General features: G+C 75.5%; 16 protein-coding genes and 1 pseudogene. 10 read left to right on the forward strand and 7 right to left on the reverse strand.

Annotation, left to right across the window (positions count from 1 at the left end):
* The first annotated feature begins 2 nt into the window (after positions 1–2).
* Positions 3–2,648, forward strand: coding sequence for a LuxR C-terminal-related transcriptional regulator (locus ACVMYR_RS00370; protein WP_457120826.1), 2,646 nt, complete (start codon positions 3–5; stop codon positions 2,646–2,648).
* Positions 2,645–3,712 (forward strand): DUF742 domain-containing protein, encoded by a 1,068-nt coding sequence (locus ACVMYR_RS00375; protein ID WP_077936006.1) that lies wholly within the window; start codon positions 2,645–2,647, stop codon positions 3,710–3,712. Before ACVMYR_RS00370 ends, ACVMYR_RS00375 begins: the two co-directional genes overlap by 4 nt.
* Positions 3,713–3,715: 3 nt before the next feature.
* Here the strand turns inward: ACVMYR_RS00375 and ACVMYR_RS00380 are convergent, their stop codons facing one another.
* Positions 3,716–4,096, reverse strand: a complete 381-nt coding sequence (locus tag ACVMYR_RS00380) for a thiol-disulfide oxidoreductase DCC family protein (protein ID WP_043961747.1) — start codon at positions 4,094–4,096, stop codon at positions 3,716–3,718.
* A gap of 91 nt (positions 4,097–4,187) precedes the next feature.
* Between ACVMYR_RS00380 and ACVMYR_RS00385 the strand changes: the two genes are divergently transcribed.
* Positions 4,188–5,234, forward strand: a complete 1,047-nt coding sequence (locus tag ACVMYR_RS00385; protein ID WP_457120827.1) for an Rv2578c family radical SAM protein — start codon at positions 4,188–4,190, stop codon at positions 5,232–5,234.
* Positions 5,235–5,260: 26 nt separating this feature from the next.
* Positions 5,261–5,668, forward strand: coding sequence for a CoA-binding protein (locus ACVMYR_RS00390; protein ID WP_043961746.1), 408 nt, complete (start codon positions 5,261–5,263; stop codon positions 5,666–5,668).
* Positions 5,669–5,690: 22 nt separating this feature from the next.
* On the opposite strand, the gene ACVMYR_RS00395 is transcribed toward ACVMYR_RS00390, so the two are convergent.
* Positions 5,691–6,887: an acyl-CoA dehydrogenase family protein gene (locus ACVMYR_RS00395; protein ID WP_457120828.1), complete on the reverse strand. Its 1,197-nt coding sequence runs from the start codon at positions 6,885–6,887 to the stop codon at positions 5,691–5,693.
* Positions 6,888–7,067: 180 nt separating this feature from the next.
* On the opposite strand from ACVMYR_RS00395, the gene ACVMYR_RS00400 reads away from it, so the two are divergent.
* Positions 7,068–7,523 carry a DUF4190 domain-containing protein gene (locus tag ACVMYR_RS00400; RefSeq protein ID WP_396791491.1) on the forward strand — a complete coding sequence of 152 codons (456 nt, stop codon included), beginning with the start codon at positions 7,068–7,070 and terminating at the stop codon, positions 7,521–7,523.
* A 52-nt stretch (positions 7,524–7,575) separates the two neighbouring features.
* On the opposite strand, the gene ACVMYR_RS00405 is transcribed toward ACVMYR_RS00400, so the two are convergent.
* Positions 7,576–8,481 (reverse strand): SDR family NAD(P)-dependent oxidoreductase, encoded by a 906-nt coding sequence (locus ACVMYR_RS00405; protein WP_396791493.1) that lies wholly within the window; start codon positions 8,479–8,481, stop codon positions 7,576–7,578.
* Between the two features lie 119 nt (positions 8,482–8,600).
* Here ACVMYR_RS00405 and ACVMYR_RS00410 point away from each other — a divergent pair, with 119 nt between their 5' ends.
* On the forward strand, positions 8,601–9,122 hold the full coding sequence (locus ACVMYR_RS00410) for a DUF4190 domain-containing protein (RefSeq protein ID WP_077936001.1): 522 nt from the start codon (positions 8,601–8,603) through the stop codon (positions 9,120–9,122).
* A gap of 99 nt (positions 9,123–9,221) precedes the next feature.
* Here the strand turns inward: ACVMYR_RS00410 and ACVMYR_RS00415 are convergent, their stop codons facing one another.
* Complete coding sequence (locus tag ACVMYR_RS00415; RefSeq protein ID WP_077936000.1) at positions 9,222–10,178, reverse strand: HpcH/HpaI aldolase/citrate lyase family protein; 957 nt, start codon at positions 10,176–10,178, stop codon at positions 9,222–9,224.
* 124 nt (positions 10,179–10,302) lie between these two features.
* Between ACVMYR_RS00415 and ACVMYR_RS00420 the strand changes: the two genes are divergently transcribed.
* A complete protein-coding gene (locus ACVMYR_RS00420; protein ID WP_077935999.1) occupies positions 10,303–11,127 on the forward strand; it encodes an SDR family NAD(P)-dependent oxidoreductase in 825 nt (274 codons plus the stop codon).
* Between the two features lie 7 nt (positions 11,128–11,134).
* On the opposite strand, the pseudogene ACVMYR_RS00425 reads toward ACVMYR_RS00420, so the two are convergent.
* Positions 11,135–12,204: pseudogene (locus ACVMYR_RS00425) on the reverse strand (DMT family transporter).
* Between the two features lie 120 nt (positions 12,205–12,324).
* Between ACVMYR_RS00425 and ACVMYR_RS00430 the strand changes: the two are divergent.
* Positions 12,325–13,023 carry an HAD family hydrolase gene (locus tag ACVMYR_RS00430; RefSeq protein WP_457120829.1) on the forward strand — a complete coding sequence of 233 codons (699 nt, stop codon included), beginning with the start codon at positions 12,325–12,327 and terminating at the stop codon, positions 13,021–13,023.
* 19 nt (positions 13,024–13,042) lie between these two features.
* On the opposite strand, the gene ACVMYR_RS00435 is transcribed toward ACVMYR_RS00430, so the two are convergent.
* Together ACVMYR_RS00435 and ACVMYR_RS00440 are read right to left on the reverse strand one after the other, a co-directional pair.
* Positions 13,043–13,576 carry a hypothetical protein gene (locus ACVMYR_RS00435; protein WP_096761573.1) on the reverse strand — a complete coding sequence of 178 codons (534 nt, stop codon included), beginning with the start codon at positions 13,574–13,576 and terminating at the stop codon, positions 13,043–13,045.
* Between the two features lie 104 nt (positions 13,577–13,680).
* A complete protein-coding gene (locus tag ACVMYR_RS00440) occupies positions 13,681–14,550 on the reverse strand; it encodes a PhzF family phenazine biosynthesis protein (protein ID WP_043961733.1) in 870 nt (289 codons plus the stop codon).
* 33 nt (positions 14,551–14,583) lie between these two features.
* On the opposite strand from ACVMYR_RS00440, the gene ACVMYR_RS00445 reads away from it, so the two are divergent.
* Both ACVMYR_RS00445 and ACVMYR_RS00450 read left to right on the forward strand, forming a co-directional pair.
* Positions 14,584–15,870: a magnesium transporter MgtE N-terminal domain-containing protein gene (locus ACVMYR_RS00445; protein ID WP_431893098.1), complete on the forward strand. Its 1,287-nt coding sequence runs from the start codon at positions 14,584–14,586 to the stop codon at positions 15,868–15,870.
* The gene (locus ACVMYR_RS00450) at positions 15,863–16,498 is read left to right on the forward strand and encodes a DUF1003 domain-containing protein (RefSeq protein WP_457120830.1); all 636 of its coding nucleotides are present in this window, start codon (positions 15,863–15,865) and stop codon (positions 16,496–16,498) included. The genes ACVMYR_RS00445 and ACVMYR_RS00450 overlap by 8 nt, the downstream gene beginning before the upstream one ends.
* The last annotated feature ends 69 nt before the right edge of the window (positions 16,499–16,567 follow it).

Consider the following 16,567-nt stretch of genomic DNA (forward strand, 5'->3'; position numbering starts at 1 on the left):
TCATGACTATCGAGCGCCCGCTGCTGCTCAGCCGGGAGCAGCGGTCCCTGCTCGACCGGCTCGCCGCCGACCCGGCCGCGCCGTTCGCGCTCGCCGTGACCGGCCCCGGGGGCCACGGCAAGACCGCCCTGCTCAGCGAGATGGCTCGCCGCTGCCGGCAGGCCGGGCAGACCGTGCTGACCACGGTGCCGGCGGCCACCGAGCCGCCCGAGCCCGGCACCGTGCTGCTGGTCGACGACGCGCACCTGCTCGACGACACGCGGCTCGGTGCGCTCCGCGCGCTGGTGGACACCGGTCGGCACCGGATCGTCGTGGGATACCGCCCCTGGCCACGGTGCCCGGCGCTGGTCGAGCTGGCCGACGCGCTGCGCCGGCACGCCGAACCCGTGCTGCTCGTCCCCTTCAACCCTGAGCAGACCGCGCTGCGGTGCGCCGCCGCACCGCAGGCGGCCCGCCTGGCTGACCACGTGCACGCGCAGACCGCCGGGGTGCCCCGGGACGTGGACCGGCTGGTACGCGCACTGTCCGCCGCGCCGGACCCGACCCCGCCGGCCGCGCCGGGCTTGCTGTTGGGCTCGGCCGCGCCGGGGCCGGGCGGGGCGGCGTCGCCGGGCGAGCCGCCGCAGTCGGCCCTCGTGGAGTTCGGGCCGGACCTGGACCGGCTGACGCCGGACGCCCGGAGCCTGCTGCTCGCGCTCGCCGCTGGCGTGCCCCTGACGGTCGACCTGCTCGGCGCGCTGCTCGACCGGACGCCCGGCGCGGTGGCCGAACTCGTCGCCGCGACCCGGGCGGCGGGCCTGCTCACCGCCGACCACCGGATCACGCCGCTCGTCCGGCGGGCGGTCGTCGCGCTCAGCCCGCCCACCGACCGGACGGCGGTCTGGCACCGGCTCGTCGACCAGCGGCTCGGCCGGGGCGGCCCGGTCCTGCCGCTGGTCTCCGCGCTGCGGACCGTCGGCGCCCTCGGCGACTGCCCCGCGCCCGCGCTGCGGATGGCCGCCGAGGAGGCGCTGGCCGAACAGCCGGCGCTGGCGGCCGAACTGTTCGCCGCCGCCACCGCCACCGGTTCGTCCGCCCCCGGCCGCCAGGCCGTCGCCGCGCTGCTCGCCGGCGACCTGGACACCGCCCTGCGGCTGGCCGACCGGCTGCTCGCCGGTGCCGCGCCGGACGACCGGGCCGAGGCTGCGGCCGTCGCCGCGACCGCCCTGGCGCACCGGGGGCAGACCGGCCGCAGCGTGGAGCTCTACCGGTGGTCGGGCACGCCCGCGGCGGCGGCCTTCGCCGAGGTCGGGTCGCTCGCCACCGCGACGCCGACCGGCGACGCCGGGTCGGTGGGCCCGGCGACCGGCGGTCCGCCGACGCTGGGCGCCGGCGCGGCCCGGCTGATGGCCGAGGGGGTCCGGGCCAGCATCGACGGTACGCCCACCACCGCGCTGTCCACCCTGGTGCAGGCGGCGGCCCTGCTGGAGCCGGACGGCCGCACCGTCCTCCTGCCCGACAGCCCCGCCGCGCTGGCCGCGCTGACCGGGGTGCACTGCGGGGAGCTGGACATCGCCGAGCGGGTGCTCGACCGGGCCACCGCCAGCGGGATCGGCGGTCCCCTGCTGGCCCGCCGCCACCTGCTGCTGCGGGCGTGGATCCTGATGCTACGGGGCCGCACGGCCGCCGCGGCCGACGCCGCCGCGGTGGCGACCGCCTCGGGTGGCCTGCTGGAGTCCCGCGACCTGCTCTTCGCCACGACCCTGGAGCTGGGGGTGGCCCGCCGCAACAGCGACCTGGGCGCGTTGCAGCGCGGTTGGGGGCACGCGCTGGACGCCGTGGTCCGGCACCCCGTCGACCTGTTCACCCTGCTGCCCCTCGGCGAGCTGGCGATCGCGGCGGCCCGGCTGGGCGAACTCGACCGGCTGGAACCGCACCTGCAGCTGGCCCGGACGTTGCTGGGCCGGCTGGGCGACCCGCCGCTGTGGAGCGCGCCGCTGCACTGGAGCGGGCTGCACGCCGCGATCCTCGCCGACCGGCCCGGCGCGGCCGAGGAACACGTGGCGGCCCTGACCGCCGCCGCGGACCACAGCCGGTACGCGGCGGTGGCCGCCACCGCCGCCGCGAGCTGGGTGGACGTCCTGCGGGGCACGGTCGACCCGGCCCGGGTCGAGGCCGCCGCCCGTGGCCTGTACGACGCGGGGTTCTGCTGGGACGCCGCCCGGCTCGCCGGGCAGGCCGCCATCCGCACGGCGGACCGGCGGGCGATGACCGCCCTGCTGGACTGTGCCCGGGTGTTCCAGGGCCGGCACGCGGGGGCGAGGAGCGGGACCACCGGCGGGAAGGGCGGGCCCGGCGGGGCCAGGGGCGGGCAGCGTCCCCCGGGCGGCGCGGCCCCACCGGCCGCCGAGGTCGACGCCGTGCCCCGTAGCGAGCTGAGCGAACGCGAGCACGAGGTGGCCGAGCTGGTGCTGGCCGGGTTGACCTACCGCGAGATCGGCGACCGGTTGTTCATCTCCGCCAAGACCGTGGAGCACCACGTGGCCCGGATGCGGTCGCGACTGAACTGCGCCAACCGCACCGAACTGCTGGCCCTGCTGCGCACCCTCGTCGCGGAGCGGATGGCCGTCACAGCCGGTGGGGCGTGGCGGGAACGGTCGACCACATGACGACGACCTGCCCGGACGCCCCACCCGGCACCGGTCCGGCAGCGACCGGCCCGGCTGCCGCCACGCCGAGCGGCACCGCGCCGGCCCTCGGCGATCCGGGGACGGTCGGCCAGCCCACCGCCGGACCGGCCGCCCACGCCACCCGGCCCGCAGGCGCGGCGGCCGGGAGCGACGCGCTCATGCGGGCACTGGACGCGCTGGTCGACCGGGTGCCCGGGGCCCGCCTCGCCGTGCTGCTCTCGCCCGACGGGCTCCGGCTCGGCGCCTCCCGGGGCACCGACGCGGCGGTGGCCGAGCAGGTCTCGGGCATGGTCGCCGGCCTGTGGGCGCTCGGCGCGGCCACGGCCCGGTTCTGCGCCGATGCCGAGCCACGACGGATCGTCACCCGGATGCCGGGGGCACTCCTGCACGTCACCGGCATCCGCACCGGCGTCGTCCTAGCCCTGCACACCGGCGAACAGTCCCGGGCGGCCGACATCGAGTTCGAGGTGGCGCGCTTCGTGACGGAGGCCGACCGGCACCTTCCCGCGCAGCCGCACCCACCGCCCGACGCGCCCGCACCAGGGGCGGCGCTGCCGACGCCCGCCGTCCCGCCCTGGTCGGGGGCGGCGCTGCCGGCACCCGTGCCGTCGGGGTCGGGGGCGGCGATTCCGATGCCTGTGCCGCCCGGGTCGGGGCCGGTCGTCCGGGCCGGGACCACCGCGCCCGGCCGGATCCGGCCGGCCCTCCTCGCGGCGGCCGCCGCGCCGCCGGCCCCGGGCGCGGCCGGCGGGGCGACCGAGGCCGAGCAGCTCGACCTCGCCTCCCTGGTGCTGGCCCGGCCAGGGACGGGCCGGCTGCCCCGCCTCAGCCCCGAGCAGGCGCGGATCGTCCGGCGGTGCCGGCGTCCGCTGTCGGTCGCCGAGATCGCCACCGACCTGGACCTGCCGGTGGGTGCCGTCCGCGTGCTGCTCGACGGGCTGCGCCGGGCGGGGCTGGTCGAGGTGCGGGACCTGCCGTCCCACGACGGGCGGCCCTCGCTGGAGCTGCTGGAGCGGCTGCTCTCCGCGCTGCGGGCGTGGTGAGGATCAGTCCCGCTGGGCCGAGGGCACGGCGCAGGCGGCCGTGCCGCCCGGCAGCCGGTGCCGGTTGCGGGCCACCCAGCGGTACGCGGGCCAGGCCGCCGCACGGGCGGGCGGGAAGCGCAGCCCCGCCCCGGCGACCCGCCACAGGGGCCCGCTGTCGCCGAGCAGCCGCGCGATCGCGTCCGGCCCGGCGGCCCGGGAGCCGTCCGCGCCGACCCACTGCACGGCCTCGGTGCACTCGGCCTCCGTCAGGCCCAGCGCGTCGAGGTCCGCGAACTGCCAGGGCAGCACCCGCGCCCGGGTGGGGATGCGGCGCTCGATGAACTCCGCGCACTTCGTGCAGAACGCGCAGTCGCCGTCGTAGACGAAGGTCGACCTCTCCATACCCCCATCCTCCCCCGGCGTCCATCCCGCCGTGCGCCGGTGTCCGGCACGTCACTTGCACTTCGTTCGTACGCGTGTTCGAATGGGGTCCATGCGCTGGGACAACCTCTCCGCTCCCCCGGACGAGGCCGGTTCCGAGCGGGCAGCGCCGGCGGCTCCACCCCTGCCGCTGGCGCTGCCCGGCGCGGTCACCCGCACCTTCGACACGCCCGGCTTCGCGGGGATGACCTTCCACGAGGTGCGGGCGAAATCGATCATCAACCGGGTGCCGGGCACGTCCCGCGTCCCGTTCGAGTGGACGATCAACCCCTACCGGGGCTGCTCGCACGCCTGCGTCTACTGCCTCGCCCGCCACACGCACACCTACCTCGACCTCGACGCCGGGGCGGACTTCGACCGGCAGGTGATCGTCAAGGTCAACGCGGGCGAGCTGGTCCGCCGGGAGCTGGCCGCGCCGAGGTGGCGCGGCGCGCCCGTGGCGATGGGCACCAACGTGGACTGCTACCAGCGCGCCGAGGGGAAATACCAGCTCATGCCGCAGATCATCGCGGCGCTGCGCGACTTCGCTAACCCGTTCTCGATCCTGACCAAGGGCACCCTCCTGCTGCGGGATCTGCCGCTGCTGCGCCGGGCCGCCGAGGTCACCCGGGTCAGCCTGGCGTACTCGGTGGGGTTCGTCGACGAGGCGCTGTGGCGGGCGGTGGAGCCGGGCACCCCGAGCCCGCGCCGCCGGCTGGCGGCCGTCCGCGCGCTGACCGACGCCGGCTTCTCCGTCGGCGTGCTGATGGCCCCCGTCCTGCCCGGCCTCTGCGACGACGAGGCGTCGATCGACGCCACCGTGTCGGCCATCGCCGCCGCCGGGGCGGCCAGCGTGACGCCGCTGGCCCTGCACCTGCGCCCCGGTGCCCGCGAGTGGTTCGCGCGCTGGCTCGGCCGGGAGCACCCGCACCTTGTCCCCCGCTACCGCGAGCTCTACCGGGCGGGCGCGTACGCGCCGCAGGCGTACCAACGGGAACTGGCCGCCCGGGTGCGCATCGCCGCCCGCCGGCACGGCCTGCTGCGCGCCGGGGCGGGCGAGGGCCGGCGGCCCGTCGCGGAGCCGGGCCCGCCGCCGGCCGAGCAGCTCACCCTCCTCTGAGCCGGGCGGCGGGCTAGAGTCGCGGGATGCGCAGCGCCCAGCAGATCCTCGCCGACTCCGCCGTGATCGCCGTCGTGGGCGCGTCCCGCGACCCCGGCAAGGCCGCGCACCGGGTGCCGGCGCAGATGCAGCGGTACGGCTGGCGCATCATCCCGGTCAACCCGACCGTCGACGAGCTGTTCGGCGAGCGGGCGTACGCGTCGCTGGCCGACATCCCGCACCCGGTGGACCTGGTGGACGTGTTCCGCCCGGCCCGGGACGCCGTCGGGGTGGTCCGCGAGGCGGTGGCGATCGGCGCGCCCGCGGTCTGGTTGCAGCTCGGGATCGTCTCGCCGGAGGCGCGGCGGATCGCCGAGGAGGCCGGCGTCGACTACGTCGAGGACCGCTGCCTGATCATCGAGCGGGCCGCCGCCGACCTGACGCGCCTCGGCTAGCCGGCGGCCCTTCCGTGCACCGTCAGAGCTTGTAGTCGCGCAGGAGGCCGCGGGAGATGATGGTCTTCTGGATCTCCGAGGTGCCCTCGCCGATGAGCAGGAACGGGGCCTCCCGCATCAGCCGCTCGATCTCGTATTCCTTGGAGTAGCCGTAGCCGCCGTGGATGCGGAACGCCTCCTGGACGACCTCGGCGCAGTATTCGGAGGCGAGCAGCTTGGCCATCCCGGCCTCGACGTCGTTGCGCTGGCCGGCGTCCTTGAGCCGGGCGGCGTTGACCATGAGGGCGTGCGCGGCCTCGATCTTCGTGCCCATCTCGGCGAGCTTGAACGCGATCGCCTGGTGCTTCGCGAGCGGCTGGCCGAAGGTCCTGCGCTGCTGGGCGTACGCGACGGCCAGCTCGAACGCGCGGATGGAGATGCCGCAGGCGCGGGCGGCGACGTTGACGCGGCCGACCTCGATGCCGTCCATCATCTGGTAGAAGCCCCGGCCGACCTGCCCCTCGCCGCCGAGCACGGCGGAGGCGGGGACGGCGACGCCGTCGAGCACCATCTCGGTGGTCTCGACGCCCTTGTAGCCCATCTTGTCGATCCTGCCGGGGATGGTGAGGCCGGGCGCGGTCTCGCCGAAGCCGGGCTCCTTCTCCAGCAGGAAGGTGCTCATGTTGCCGTAGACAGATTCGGCCCCGGTGTCGGTCTTGACCAGCGTGGCGACCACCGAGGAGTACGCGCCGTTGGTCAGCCACATCTTCTGGCCGTTCAGGACGTAGGTGTCGCCGTCACGGACCGCCTTGGACCTGATCGCCGAGACGTCCGAGCCGCACTCGGGCTCCGACATGGAGAACGCGCCGCGCACCTCGCCGGTGGCCATCCTCGGCAGCAGCCGGGCCCGCTGCTCGGCGGAGCCGTGCTGCGAGATCAGGTACGCCACGATGAAGTGCGTGTTGACGATGCCGGAGATCGACATCCAGCCCCGGGACAGCTCCTCGACCACCAGGGCGTAGGTCAGCAGGGACTCGCCCAGGCCGCCGTGCTCCTCGGCGATGGTGAGGCCGAACAGCCCCATCTCGCGCATCCCGTCGAGGATGTCGGTGGGGTACTCGTCGGCGTGCTCCAGCCGCTGCGCGTGCGGGATGATCTCCCGGTCGGCGAACTCGCGGACGGTCTCCAGGATCGACCGCTGCACGTCGGTCAGGCCGGGCGTCTGGGCGAGTCTGGCCATCTCAGCCTCCGGGGATCACTCATCGACGCGTTACTCGTGGGTAACTGAACGCCCGGTAAGTATCGACCGCCGGGGCGGCGAGGCCAAGGCGACCAGTCCAGCCAAGCGCTGTGAAAAGGTTCACCGCCGCGGGTAGCGTCCGCAATGGGCCAGGTCACGACGGGTAGCGGGAGGTGCCGGATGAGTTATCCACCGCGCGAGCCGGACGAACCGCCATCCCCGTACGAGCCGCCGCCGCCCGGCCAGTACGAGCCGCCCCCATCGCCGTACGAGCCGCCGCCGGCCGCCCGGTACGAGCCACCGCCGCCCGGACAGTACGGCGGCCCGCCCCCGGGCTACGGGCAGTACGGCCCGCCGGGGGAGGGCCAGTACGGCCCGCCTCCCGGTCAGGGGCGGGGCACCAACGTCCTCGCCGTGCTGTCGCTGGTCTTCGCGTTCGTCTTCGCGCCCGCCGGCATCGTGCTCGGCCACGTGGCCAAGCGGCAGATCCGGCGCACCGGCGAGGACGGCGACCAGCTCGCCACCTGGGGCCTGATCCTCAGCTACATCTTCACCGTGATCGGCCTGATCGCCTGCTGCGGCTGGCTCGGGCTGGTCTTCTGGGGCGGCTCCACGGACGGCAGCTCCTACAACTGATCCCCCCGGCGCCCGGCGGCGGTCGACGGCCCCGGCCGGAGCCCGGCGGCGGTCAGCGGAACTGCGCCTCCCGGACGCTGTTGCCACCGTCGACCACCAGCATCTGCCCCGTGATGTACGACGCGGCCGGCGAGCAGAGGAAGGCGATCGCGGCGGCCACCTCGTCCGGGGTGCCGGGGCGGCCCACCGGCGTGCCGAGGCCCTGCCGGATCTCCGCCACGGTGGAGGCGGCGGTGTGGATGGTGCCGGGGGCCACCGAGTTCACCGTCACCCCGTCGGCGATCATCTCCATCGCCAGCGCCCGGGTCAGCCCCACCACGCCCGCCTTCGCCGCCGCGTACGCCGCCTCGGTGGGCAGGGCGTTCACCGGACCGGCCGTGGCCGCCAGGTTGACGATCCGCCCCCAGCCGCGCTCGGCCATCCCACCGATGAACGCCCGACTGCACAGGAACGCCGTGGTCAGGTTCCGGTCGATCTCGCCGCGCCACTCGTCGTAGCTGAGCTGGGCCACCGGGCGCAGCACCTCCGGGCTGGCCCGGCTCGCCAGGCCGGCGTTGTTGACCAGCACCTCGACGTCGCCGAGCTGCTCGGCCACCGCGTCGGCGAGCGCGCCGACCTCCGACTCGTCGGTGAGATCGGCGACGAACCCGGTCACCCCCAGCTCGCCGGCCCGCTCGTGGATGCGCCGGGTGGTGGAGACGATGGCCACCCGGGCCCCCAGGTCCGCCAGGCGGCGGGCGGTGGCGTACCCGATGCCGTCGGGGCTGCCCGCGCCCGTGACCAGGGCGACCCGGCCGTCGAGCCGCATGGTGACCGGCTCCGGCAGCGCCACCGGGGCGTCCTCGTCGGCCGGGCCGGCCCCGGTGGTGGGGCGGCTGCGCCGGGCCGTGCCCGGGCGGCTCACGTCCCGTCGTGGTCGGCTGCCGGAGCGGTCCGCGGCGCGCGCATCGATTGCCATGCCGCGATCCTGCCGGTTCGCCCTGCTCCGGGCAACGCGGCACCCGGTGACGGACGCCGCGTTTTGGGTGGTCCTGGCTACCCTGACCGCGCACCCTCGACGAGACGCGGAGAGAAGCCATGACCTACCCCCCACCGGCCGACGGTCCGAGCGACCCCTGGTCCCAGCCGTCCACACCGCCGGTCGACCCGACGCTGCCGACGAGCGGGCAGCCGATCGGCGGTGACCCGTACGCGCCGGCCGACCCGTACGCGGGGATGAAGATGGAGCAGGCCGCGCCGGTCGCCGACCCCTACGCCGCGCCCGGCTACGCCCCGGCCGGCTACCCGGCGGCGGGCTACCCGGGGTACGGGTACCCGCCGCCGCCGAGGACCAACGGGATGGCCATCGCGGCGCTGGTGCTCGCCCTCGTCGGCATCGGCTCCTGCATCACCGCGCCGATCGGCGCGATCCTCGGGCACGTGGCCCGCAAGCAGATCCGCGAGACGGGCGAGGGCGGCGAGGGGATGGCGAAGGCGGCCATCATCGTCGGCTGGATCCTGACCGGCCTGATGGTGCTGGCGATCCTCTTCTACGTGGTGCTGATCGTCATCGCCATCACCACGAGCGATTCCGGCAGCGGAACCAGCTACGGCTACTGACCGGCCCGGTGCCGTCCCCGGTCGGGGGCGGCACCGTAGCCCGCCGGCTCTCAGCTCACGGAGCGTCGGTCCCTCGACGGGGCGGTCGGCGGCGTCGGGTCACTCGGCGGGCGGCGTGAAGCGCGACGTGCGGGTCATGCCGGCCGCCCGGCCCTTGGCGGCGATCACCAGGGCCATCTTGCGGGACGCCTCGTCGATCATCTCGTCGCCGAGCATGACCGCGCCGAGCCGGCCGCCGGCCTCCGAGGTGTAGTGCTCGTACGCGTCGAGGATCAGCTCGGCGTGGTCGTAGTCGGCCTGGGCCGGCGAGTAGACCTCGTTGGCGGCGTCGATCTGGCCGGGGTGCAGCACCCACTTGCCGTCGAAGCCCAGCGCGGCCGAGCGCTTCGCCACCTCGCGGAACGCGTCGGTGTCCCGGATCTGCAGGAACGGGCCGTCGATGGCCTGCAGGTCGTGCATCCGGGCGGCCATCAGGATGCGCATCAGGATGTAGTGGTAGGGGTCGCCCGGGTAGTCCGGCATGAGCCCGCCGACCACCAGCGACCTCATGTTGATCGAGGCCATGAAGTCGGCCGGGCCAAAGATGATCGTCTCGACGCGGGGCGAGGCGGCGGCGATGGCGTCGACGTTGACCAGCCCGGCCGCGTTCTCGATCTGCGCCTCGATGCCGATCCGGCCGACCGGCAGGCCGAGGGTCTTCTCCAGCTGGGTGAGCGTCAGGTCCAGCCACTGCACCTGGGCGGCGTCCTGCACCTTGGGCAGCATGACGCAGTCCAGGTGCGCGCCGGCCCCCTCCACGACGTCGATCACGTCCCGGTACGTCCACGGGGTGGTCAGGTCGTTGACCCGGACCACCCGGGTCTTGCCGGCCCAGTCGCCCTCGTTGAGGGCAGCCACGATGTTCTTACGCGCGTCCGGCTTGGCCAGCGGCGCGACGGCGTCCTCCAGGTCGAGGAAGACCTGGTCGGCGGGGAGGCCCTGGGCCTTGCCGAGCATTTTGACGCTGGAGCCCGGCACGGCGAGGCAGGACCGGCGGGGACGACCGGCGGCGGTCATGGAGCCTCCTTCCGGCGCGGCGGGCAGGCCGACGCCACCTGTTCGGCAAGCGGATGACTGAACGATCGCAAAGGTGCTTGTGACGCCACGGTAACCTCGTGCCGTGACTGGGGTGAATGGGCCTGTGGAGGATCTCACGGGGCGGCGCACCGTGGTGGTGACGGGCGCCAGCTCCGGCATCGGCCTCGCCGCCGCGGTGGAGCTGGCCCGCCGGGGCGACCGGGTGGTGCTGGTCGGGCGGGACCCGGCCCGGCTCCAGGCCGCGGGCGAGCGGGTGCGGGAGGCCAGCGGCGAGCGGCCCGAGCTGTTCCGGGCCGACTACGCCGTCCTCGACGACGTGCGGGGGCTCGCCGAGCGGCTGCGCGCCGCGTACGACCGGATCGACGTGCTGGCCAACAACGCCGGCGCGATCGTGCTGCGCCCGGTGACCACGGTCGACGGGTTCGAGCTGTCCATGCAGGCCAACCACCTCGCGCCCTTCCTGCTCAGCACCCTGCTGCGGGACCGGGTGGGCCGGCTGGTGGTGACCGCCTCCGGCGCGCACCGCAGCGGCGTCCTCGACCCCGACGACCTCAACGCCGCCCTGCGCGGCTACCGCTCGATGCGCGCGTACGGCACCAGCAAGCAGGCGAACATCCTGTTCACCGGCGAGGCCGCCCGGCGCTGGCCGGACATCCCGGCGTACTGCTTCCACCCGGGCGTGGTGCGGACCCGGTTCGGCGCGGACAGCCGGCTGGTCGCCCTCGGCATGCGGATCATGCCGTTCCGCAGCCCGGAGAAGGGCGCGGAGACCCTGGTCTGGCTGGCCAACCAGGATCCGGCCCGGCTGGTCGACGGCGGCTACTACGCCGACCGTCGACCCCGCCGACCGCTGCGCAAGGCCACCGACCCGCAGCTCGCCGCCCGGCTCTGGGAGGCCAGCGCGAAGGCGGTCGGCGTCGAGCCGTGACCCGGGGCTACTGCTTGGCGTGGCTAGGCCCCGTGCCGGTGTCGGCTGCCAGCGGGGCCGCGGCGACCGGGAGCGGGGCGGGGACGGTGCGGCGACCGGCGCGGGACCCGCCGAGCACCACCACCGTGACGCCGGCCAGGATCAGCGCGAGCCCCGGCAGCGCGCCGACCCGGGGCAGCTGGCCGAGCCAGGCCCAGGCGATCAGGGCCGCCCCGGGTGCCTCCAGCAGGATCAGCATGCTGACCGTGGTCGCGGAGACCCGCCGCAGCGCATAGTTGAACATCGAGTGGCCGAGCAGCTGGGCCCCGGCCACCAGGCCGAGGATCGCCAGCCAGGTGCCGGTGTCGTAGCCGCCCAGCGGCACGCCGCCGACCAGGCAGACGACCAGCAGGATCAGCGCGCACACCCCGTAGCAGATGGTGGTGTAGGTGGTGGTGCTGACGGTGACCCGGGCCCGTTCCCCGAGGGCGGTGTAGACCGCCGCGAACAGGCCGCCGGCCACCGCGAGCAGGTCGCCGGCGAACGCCCGGCCGGAGACGGCGAAGTCGGCCCCGGAGGCGAGCACCGCCCCGGCGACCGCCACCGCGATGCCGACCCAGACGGCCGGCGGCAGCCGCCGGCCCTGGCCCCGGGCGATCAGCCCCTGCCAGGCCGGCTGGGTGGCGACCAGGGCGACGGCGGCGGCGACCGAGGTGAGCTGGACGCTCGGCATCCAGGTCGCGAAGTGGGCGGCCAGCGCACCCCCGACAACACGCACAACCAGCCCTCGCGCCGGCCGGCAACCGCCGGTGCGCGCCCGTCGCGGCCCGTAGCTGCGGGCCCCTCGCGGCCGGCGCCCACCGGCCCCTCGCGACCCGTGCCCGACCGGGTCAGCGCCCGGAACTCCGCCCGCCGCCGGGCCAGCGCGAACGGGCCCAGCACCCCGACGGCGAGCAGGTTGCGCCAGAAGGCGATCGCCAGGGCGGGCGCGGCGGCGAAGGCGACCAACGGCGCGGACGACGAGACCGCGAGGACGGCCAGGGCGAGGACCCCGCCGGTCAGGGGGCCCACCGGGCGGTGGTGGTGAGGGACGGGCACGGGAAGCAATCCTTACACGAGCAGCGCGACGACCACCCGTCACCACAGAACGTCAGCGTTCGATTACGATCGTCACATCCGCCGGCGACCCTCCCCCTCGACGTCCGGAGGCACTCCCCCATGCCCGTTTTTCGTGCGGTGCTGTTCGACTTCTTCGGCACGCTCACCCGTTGCGTGCAACGCGGTGCGGCCCACCGGTCCACCGCCGAGCTGCTCGGCTGCCCGGTCGACGCGCTCGTCGACGTGCTCGACCGCAGCTACTACGAGCGGGCCAGCGGGCGGTTCGGCGACGCCGTGGCGACCCTGCGCTGGGTGTGCGCGCAGGCGGGCGTACACCCGCCGGAGAGTGCGCTGCGCGCGGCCGTCGCCGCCCAGCAGCGGGCGGTCCGCGCGGACACCCGGCTGCGCGACGAGGCGGTGCCCGTGCTGACGGCGCTGCGCGCGGCGGGCGTACGCACCGGCCTGGTCAGCGACTGCACCCACGAGCTGCCGGAGTTCCTGCCGCAGCTGGCCGTGGCCCCGCTGCTCGACGTGCGGGTCTTCTCGGTGCAGCTCGGGCGCTGCAAGCCCGACCCGGCGCTCTACCTGTCGGCGTGCGGCCCGCTCGGCCTGTCCCCGGGCGACTGCCTGTACGTCGGCGACGGCGGCAGCCAGGAGCTCACCGGCGCGCGGCGGGCCGGCATGACGGCGGTGCGGCTGGCCGCCCCGGACCTCGCCGAGCACATGGTCTTCAACGCCGAACCGGCCTGGGACGGGCCGGAGCTGGGCTCGCTGAGCGACGTCCTCGACCTGGTGGACCCGGTCGCCGTGCCGGCCTGACCCGCCTGCGGCGGGCCGGTCAGCGGCGGCGGACGCGGTGCAGCCGGAACGGTCGGCGGGTGGCCCGGACCACCGGGGTCGCCCGGGGCGGCTCCGCCAGCGAGGCGTCCGGCAGCCGGTCCCCGGCGGCCGGTTCGCCGGCCGGGGTGAGCCGGACCAGGGCGCAGTCGTCGGCGGCCCACCGCTGCACCAGGTCGGCCGCGGAACCGGGGGCGTTGAGCCGCTTGGCGGCGACCGCCGGGGCCAGGGCCGTCCACTCCTCGGTGCCCGGGGCCAGCCGGGTCACCCGGGCCGGCCAGGTGACGATCCGGCCGCCGTGGTCGCCGCGCAGCGTCACCTGCGCCTCGGCCGCCTCCGCGAGCCCGGGCGCGGCCTGCTCGCCGGGGCCGCTCACGACCAGGAGCGACCCTGGCGACGGTACGCACCACAGCGCCCGCGCCGGCCCGCCCGCGACGCCCACCCAGGCGACGGCGGCCTTCTTCACCGCCTCGTCGACCAGGGGCGTGCCGATTCGCCCGTCCACCTCGTCAGTCACCCCGGCATCCTCCCGCATGCCCACCGGCCCGCGCGAGCGTACGGCGACGCCTCCCGCCCATCGCGGGTGAGAGGGGTTCCCTTCTCTACCGCAGGCGTTAACAGGGTGCCCTTCCTTACACCTCAGCCGACGAAGGGTGGGACGGCGATCTCGCCGCGCGCCACCGGCATCACGTCGCCGCGCACCGTCGCGCCGACCGCCGCACCGCCGGCCGCGGTGACCGTGCACGCCAGCAGGGACGGGCGGCGCAGCTCGGCGCCCTGCCGGACGGTGTAGGAGGAGCGCCCCTCGCCGGGGAGCAGCCCGCTGGCGACCAGCCACACGCCGAGCCCGAGGGCGGCCGAGCCGGTCGCCGGGTCCTCCGGCACGCCGTGCCCGGGGACGAAGACGCGGGCGTGCGCGGTTTGCGAGTCGGCGTCCCAGGAGAAGACGCTGATGTGTTCGAGGCCGTACCGCTGCGCCGCCGCCGGGTCGACCCGGGCGCGGGCCACCGCGTCCGGCCGCACCGGCAGGTACGGGAACTCCAGCCCGCACCCGGCGACCCGGGGCGGTGGGCCGGCGTGGTCGGCGGCGGTGAGGCCGGCCATCTCCAGCAGCGGCTCCAGGTCCAGCTCGGGCCCGAGCGTCGGCACGCCGCCGGTCAGCGTCGCGCCGTGCGCGGTGACCTCGATCGGCAGCACCCCGGCCCCGCACTCCTGGGTGATCTGCCCCACGCCGAACAGGCCCCGGCGGCTCGCGGTCACCGCCGCGCCGACGCTGGGATGGCCGGCGAACGGCAGCTCGTCGGTGGGGGTGAAGATCCGCGCCCGGTAGGTGGCCCCGACCTGGGTCGGCGGCAGCACGAACACCGTCTCGGACAGGTTGAACTCCAACGCGAGCGACTGCATCTGTTCGGTGGCCAGCCCCTCGGCGCCGAACACGACGGCAAGCGGGTTGCCGGCGAACGGGCGGTCGGTGAAGACGTCCACGATCTCGTAGGCCAAGGTCGACATGTTGATAAACAGTAGGCGCTTAGGCTGGTGCCCGTGAGCACGCCGAACCGGGTCTACATCGCCCGACTCGCCGGAGTCGCCGTCTTCGACCCGAACGGCGACCAGGTGGGTCGGGTGCGCGACGCGGTGGCCCGGCTCCGGCCCACCCAGCGCCCGCCGGAGGTGGTGGGTCTGGTCGCCGAGATGCCGATGCGCCGGCGGATCTTCCTGTCGATCAACCGGATCACCACCATCGACGCCGACGCGGTGGTGCTCGGCAGCGGCACGCTCAACCTGCGCCGGTTCGAGAAGCGCCCCAACGAGCTGCTGGTGCTCCAGGAACTGCTGGACCGGCGCGTGCAGCTCGACCCGGGCGGCCAGCCCGGGTCGGTGGTCGACGTGGCCATGGAGTGCAGCCGGGGCGGCGAGTGGTCGCTGACCCGCGTCGCCGTCCGCGAGCACACCGGCCGGCTCACCCGCCGCGGCCACCTGCACCAGGTCGAGTGGGACCGGGTGCGCGGCCTCAGCGGCATCGGCGAGAACCGGGGTACGGCGAACCTGCTCGCCGTCCTGGAGGACATGCGCCCGGCCGACCTGGCCAACGCCCTGCAGGACCTGCCGGACAGCCGGCGCAACGAGGTGGCGGCGGCGCTGGACGACGAGCGGCTGGCCGACGTGCTCAGCGAGCTGCCCGAGCACGACCAGGTGGAGATCCTCGCCGCGCTGGACCGGGAGCGGGCCGCTGACGTGCTGGAGGAGATGGACCCGGACGACGCCGCCGACCTGCTCAACGAGCTTCCCCCGACCGAGCAGGACGTGCTGCTGGACCTGATGGAGCCCGGCGAGGCCGACCCGGTCCGTCAGCTGCTCAAGTACTCGTCGGGCACGGCGGGCAGCGTGATGACCTCCGAGCCGGTGATCCTCCCGCCGGACGCCACGGTCGCCGAGGCGCTGGCCCGGATCCGGGAGGAGCAGCTCTCCCCGGCCGTGGCCGCGCAGGTCTTCGTGACCCGTGCGCCGCTGACCACCCCGACCGGCCGCTACCTGGGCATGGTGCACTTCCAGCGGCTGCTGCGGGAGCCACCGGCCGACCTGCTCGGCGGGGTGGTGGTCAACGACATCGACCCGCTGCGCCCGGCCACCCCGCTGCCGGAGATCACCCGCCGGATGGCCACGTACGACCTGGTCGCCATGCCGGTGGTGGACCGCAACAACCGGCTCGTCGGCGCGGTGACCGTCGACGACGTGCTGGACCACTCGTTGCCGCGCGACTGGCGGGACCGGGACGCCCCGACCGCCCCCGCGCCGGTGCACGAGGTGCTGGACGGCGCCGATGAGTGAGCAGCGGCGGGCGGAGCGGCTGGACCAGCCGCGCGAGCCCCGGGGCGTGAAGCTGCCCCGGTTCGACCCGGAGGCGTTCGGCCGGTGGTCCGAGGGGATCGCCCGGGGCATGGGCACGGCGAACTTCATCGTCTACATGACGGTGGTGATCGCCGCCTGGTTCGGCTGGAACACCCTGGCCCCGGCGAGCCTGCGCTTCGACCCGTACACCTTCACGTTCCTGACCCTGGTGCTCTCCCTCCAGGCGTCCTACGCGGCGCCGCTGATCCTGCTCGCGCAGAACCGGCAGACGGACCGGGACCGGGTGGCGCTGGAGGAGGACCGGCGGCGCGCGACCATGCAGAAGGCGGACACCGAGTACCTGGCCCGGGAGGTCGCGGCGCTGCGGATCGCGCTGGGCGAGGTGGCGACGCGGGACTTCCTCCGTTCGGAGCTGGCCCGACTGGCCGAGGAACTGGACGAGGCCGCCCAGCGCCGGCAGAAGCTGGAACGCCGGCAGCAGGAGCGCCCGGTGCAGGAGCGCCCGCCGCCGCGCGGGGGTGGGGCGCACCTCGACGAGCCCCTCGACGAGTTGGACGGCGACTTCGCCCGGGGCGGCCGTCCGGAGGGGTCGACCGGCGGGCGCTGACCAGCCTGCCGGGCCTGGTGACCAGGGCTGGTGGGCGCGCTGACCAGGCCGGGTGGGCCATCGATTCGC

It is taken from the genome of Micromonospora sp. PTRAS2 (assembly GCF_054052245.1).

Excerpts from the sequence above, each read along its gene's own strand:
- ACVMYR_RS00370 (WP_457120826.1), top strand. The coding sequence starts at position 3 with ATGACTATCGAGCGCCCGCTGCTGCTCAGCCGGGAGCAGCGGTCCCTG.
- ACVMYR_RS00375 (WP_077936006.1), top strand. The coding sequence starts at position 2,645 with ATGACGACGACCTGCCCGGACGCCCCACCCGGCACCGGTCCGGCAGCG.
- ACVMYR_RS00380 (WP_043961747.1), bottom strand. The coding sequence starts at position 4,096 with ATGGAGAGGTCGACCTTCGTCTACGACGGCGACTGCGCGTTCTGCACG.
- ACVMYR_RS00385 (WP_457120827.1), top strand. The coding sequence starts at position 4,188 with ATGCGCTGGGACAACCTCTCCGCTCCCCCGGACGAGGCCGGTTCCGAG.
- ACVMYR_RS00390 (WP_043961746.1), top strand. The coding sequence starts at position 5,261 with ATGCGCAGCGCCCAGCAGATCCTCGCCGACTCCGCCGTGATCGCCGTC.
- ACVMYR_RS00395 (WP_457120828.1), bottom strand. The coding sequence starts at position 6,887 with ATGGCCAGACTCGCCCAGACGCCCGGCCTGACCGACGTGCAGCGGTCG.
- ACVMYR_RS00400 (WP_396791491.1), top strand. The coding sequence starts at position 7,068 with ATGAGTTATCCACCGCGCGAGCCGGACGAACCGCCATCCCCGTACGAG.
- ACVMYR_RS00405 (WP_396791493.1), bottom strand. The coding sequence starts at position 8,481 with ATGGCAATCGATGCGCGCGCCGCGGACCGCTCCGGCAGCCGACCACGA.
- ACVMYR_RS00410 (WP_077936001.1), top strand. The coding sequence starts at position 8,601 with ATGACCTACCCCCCACCGGCCGACGGTCCGAGCGACCCCTGGTCCCAG.
- ACVMYR_RS00415 (WP_077936000.1), bottom strand. The coding sequence starts at position 10,178 with ATGACCGCCGCCGGTCGTCCCCGCCGGTCCTGCCTCGCCGTGCCGGGC.
- ACVMYR_RS00430 (WP_457120829.1), top strand. The coding sequence starts at position 12,325 with ATGCCCGTTTTTCGTGCGGTGCTGTTCGACTTCTTCGGCACGCTCACC.
- ACVMYR_RS00435 (WP_096761573.1), bottom strand. The coding sequence starts at position 13,576 with ATGCGGGAGGATGCCGGGGTGACTGACGAGGTGGACGGGCGAATCGGC.
- ACVMYR_RS00440 (WP_043961733.1), bottom strand. The coding sequence starts at position 14,550 with ATGTCGACCTTGGCCTACGAGATCGTGGACGTCTTCACCGACCGCCCG.
- ACVMYR_RS00450 (WP_457120830.1), top strand. The coding sequence starts at position 15,863 with ATGAGTGAGCAGCGGCGGGCGGAGCGGCTGGACCAGCCGCGCGAGCCC.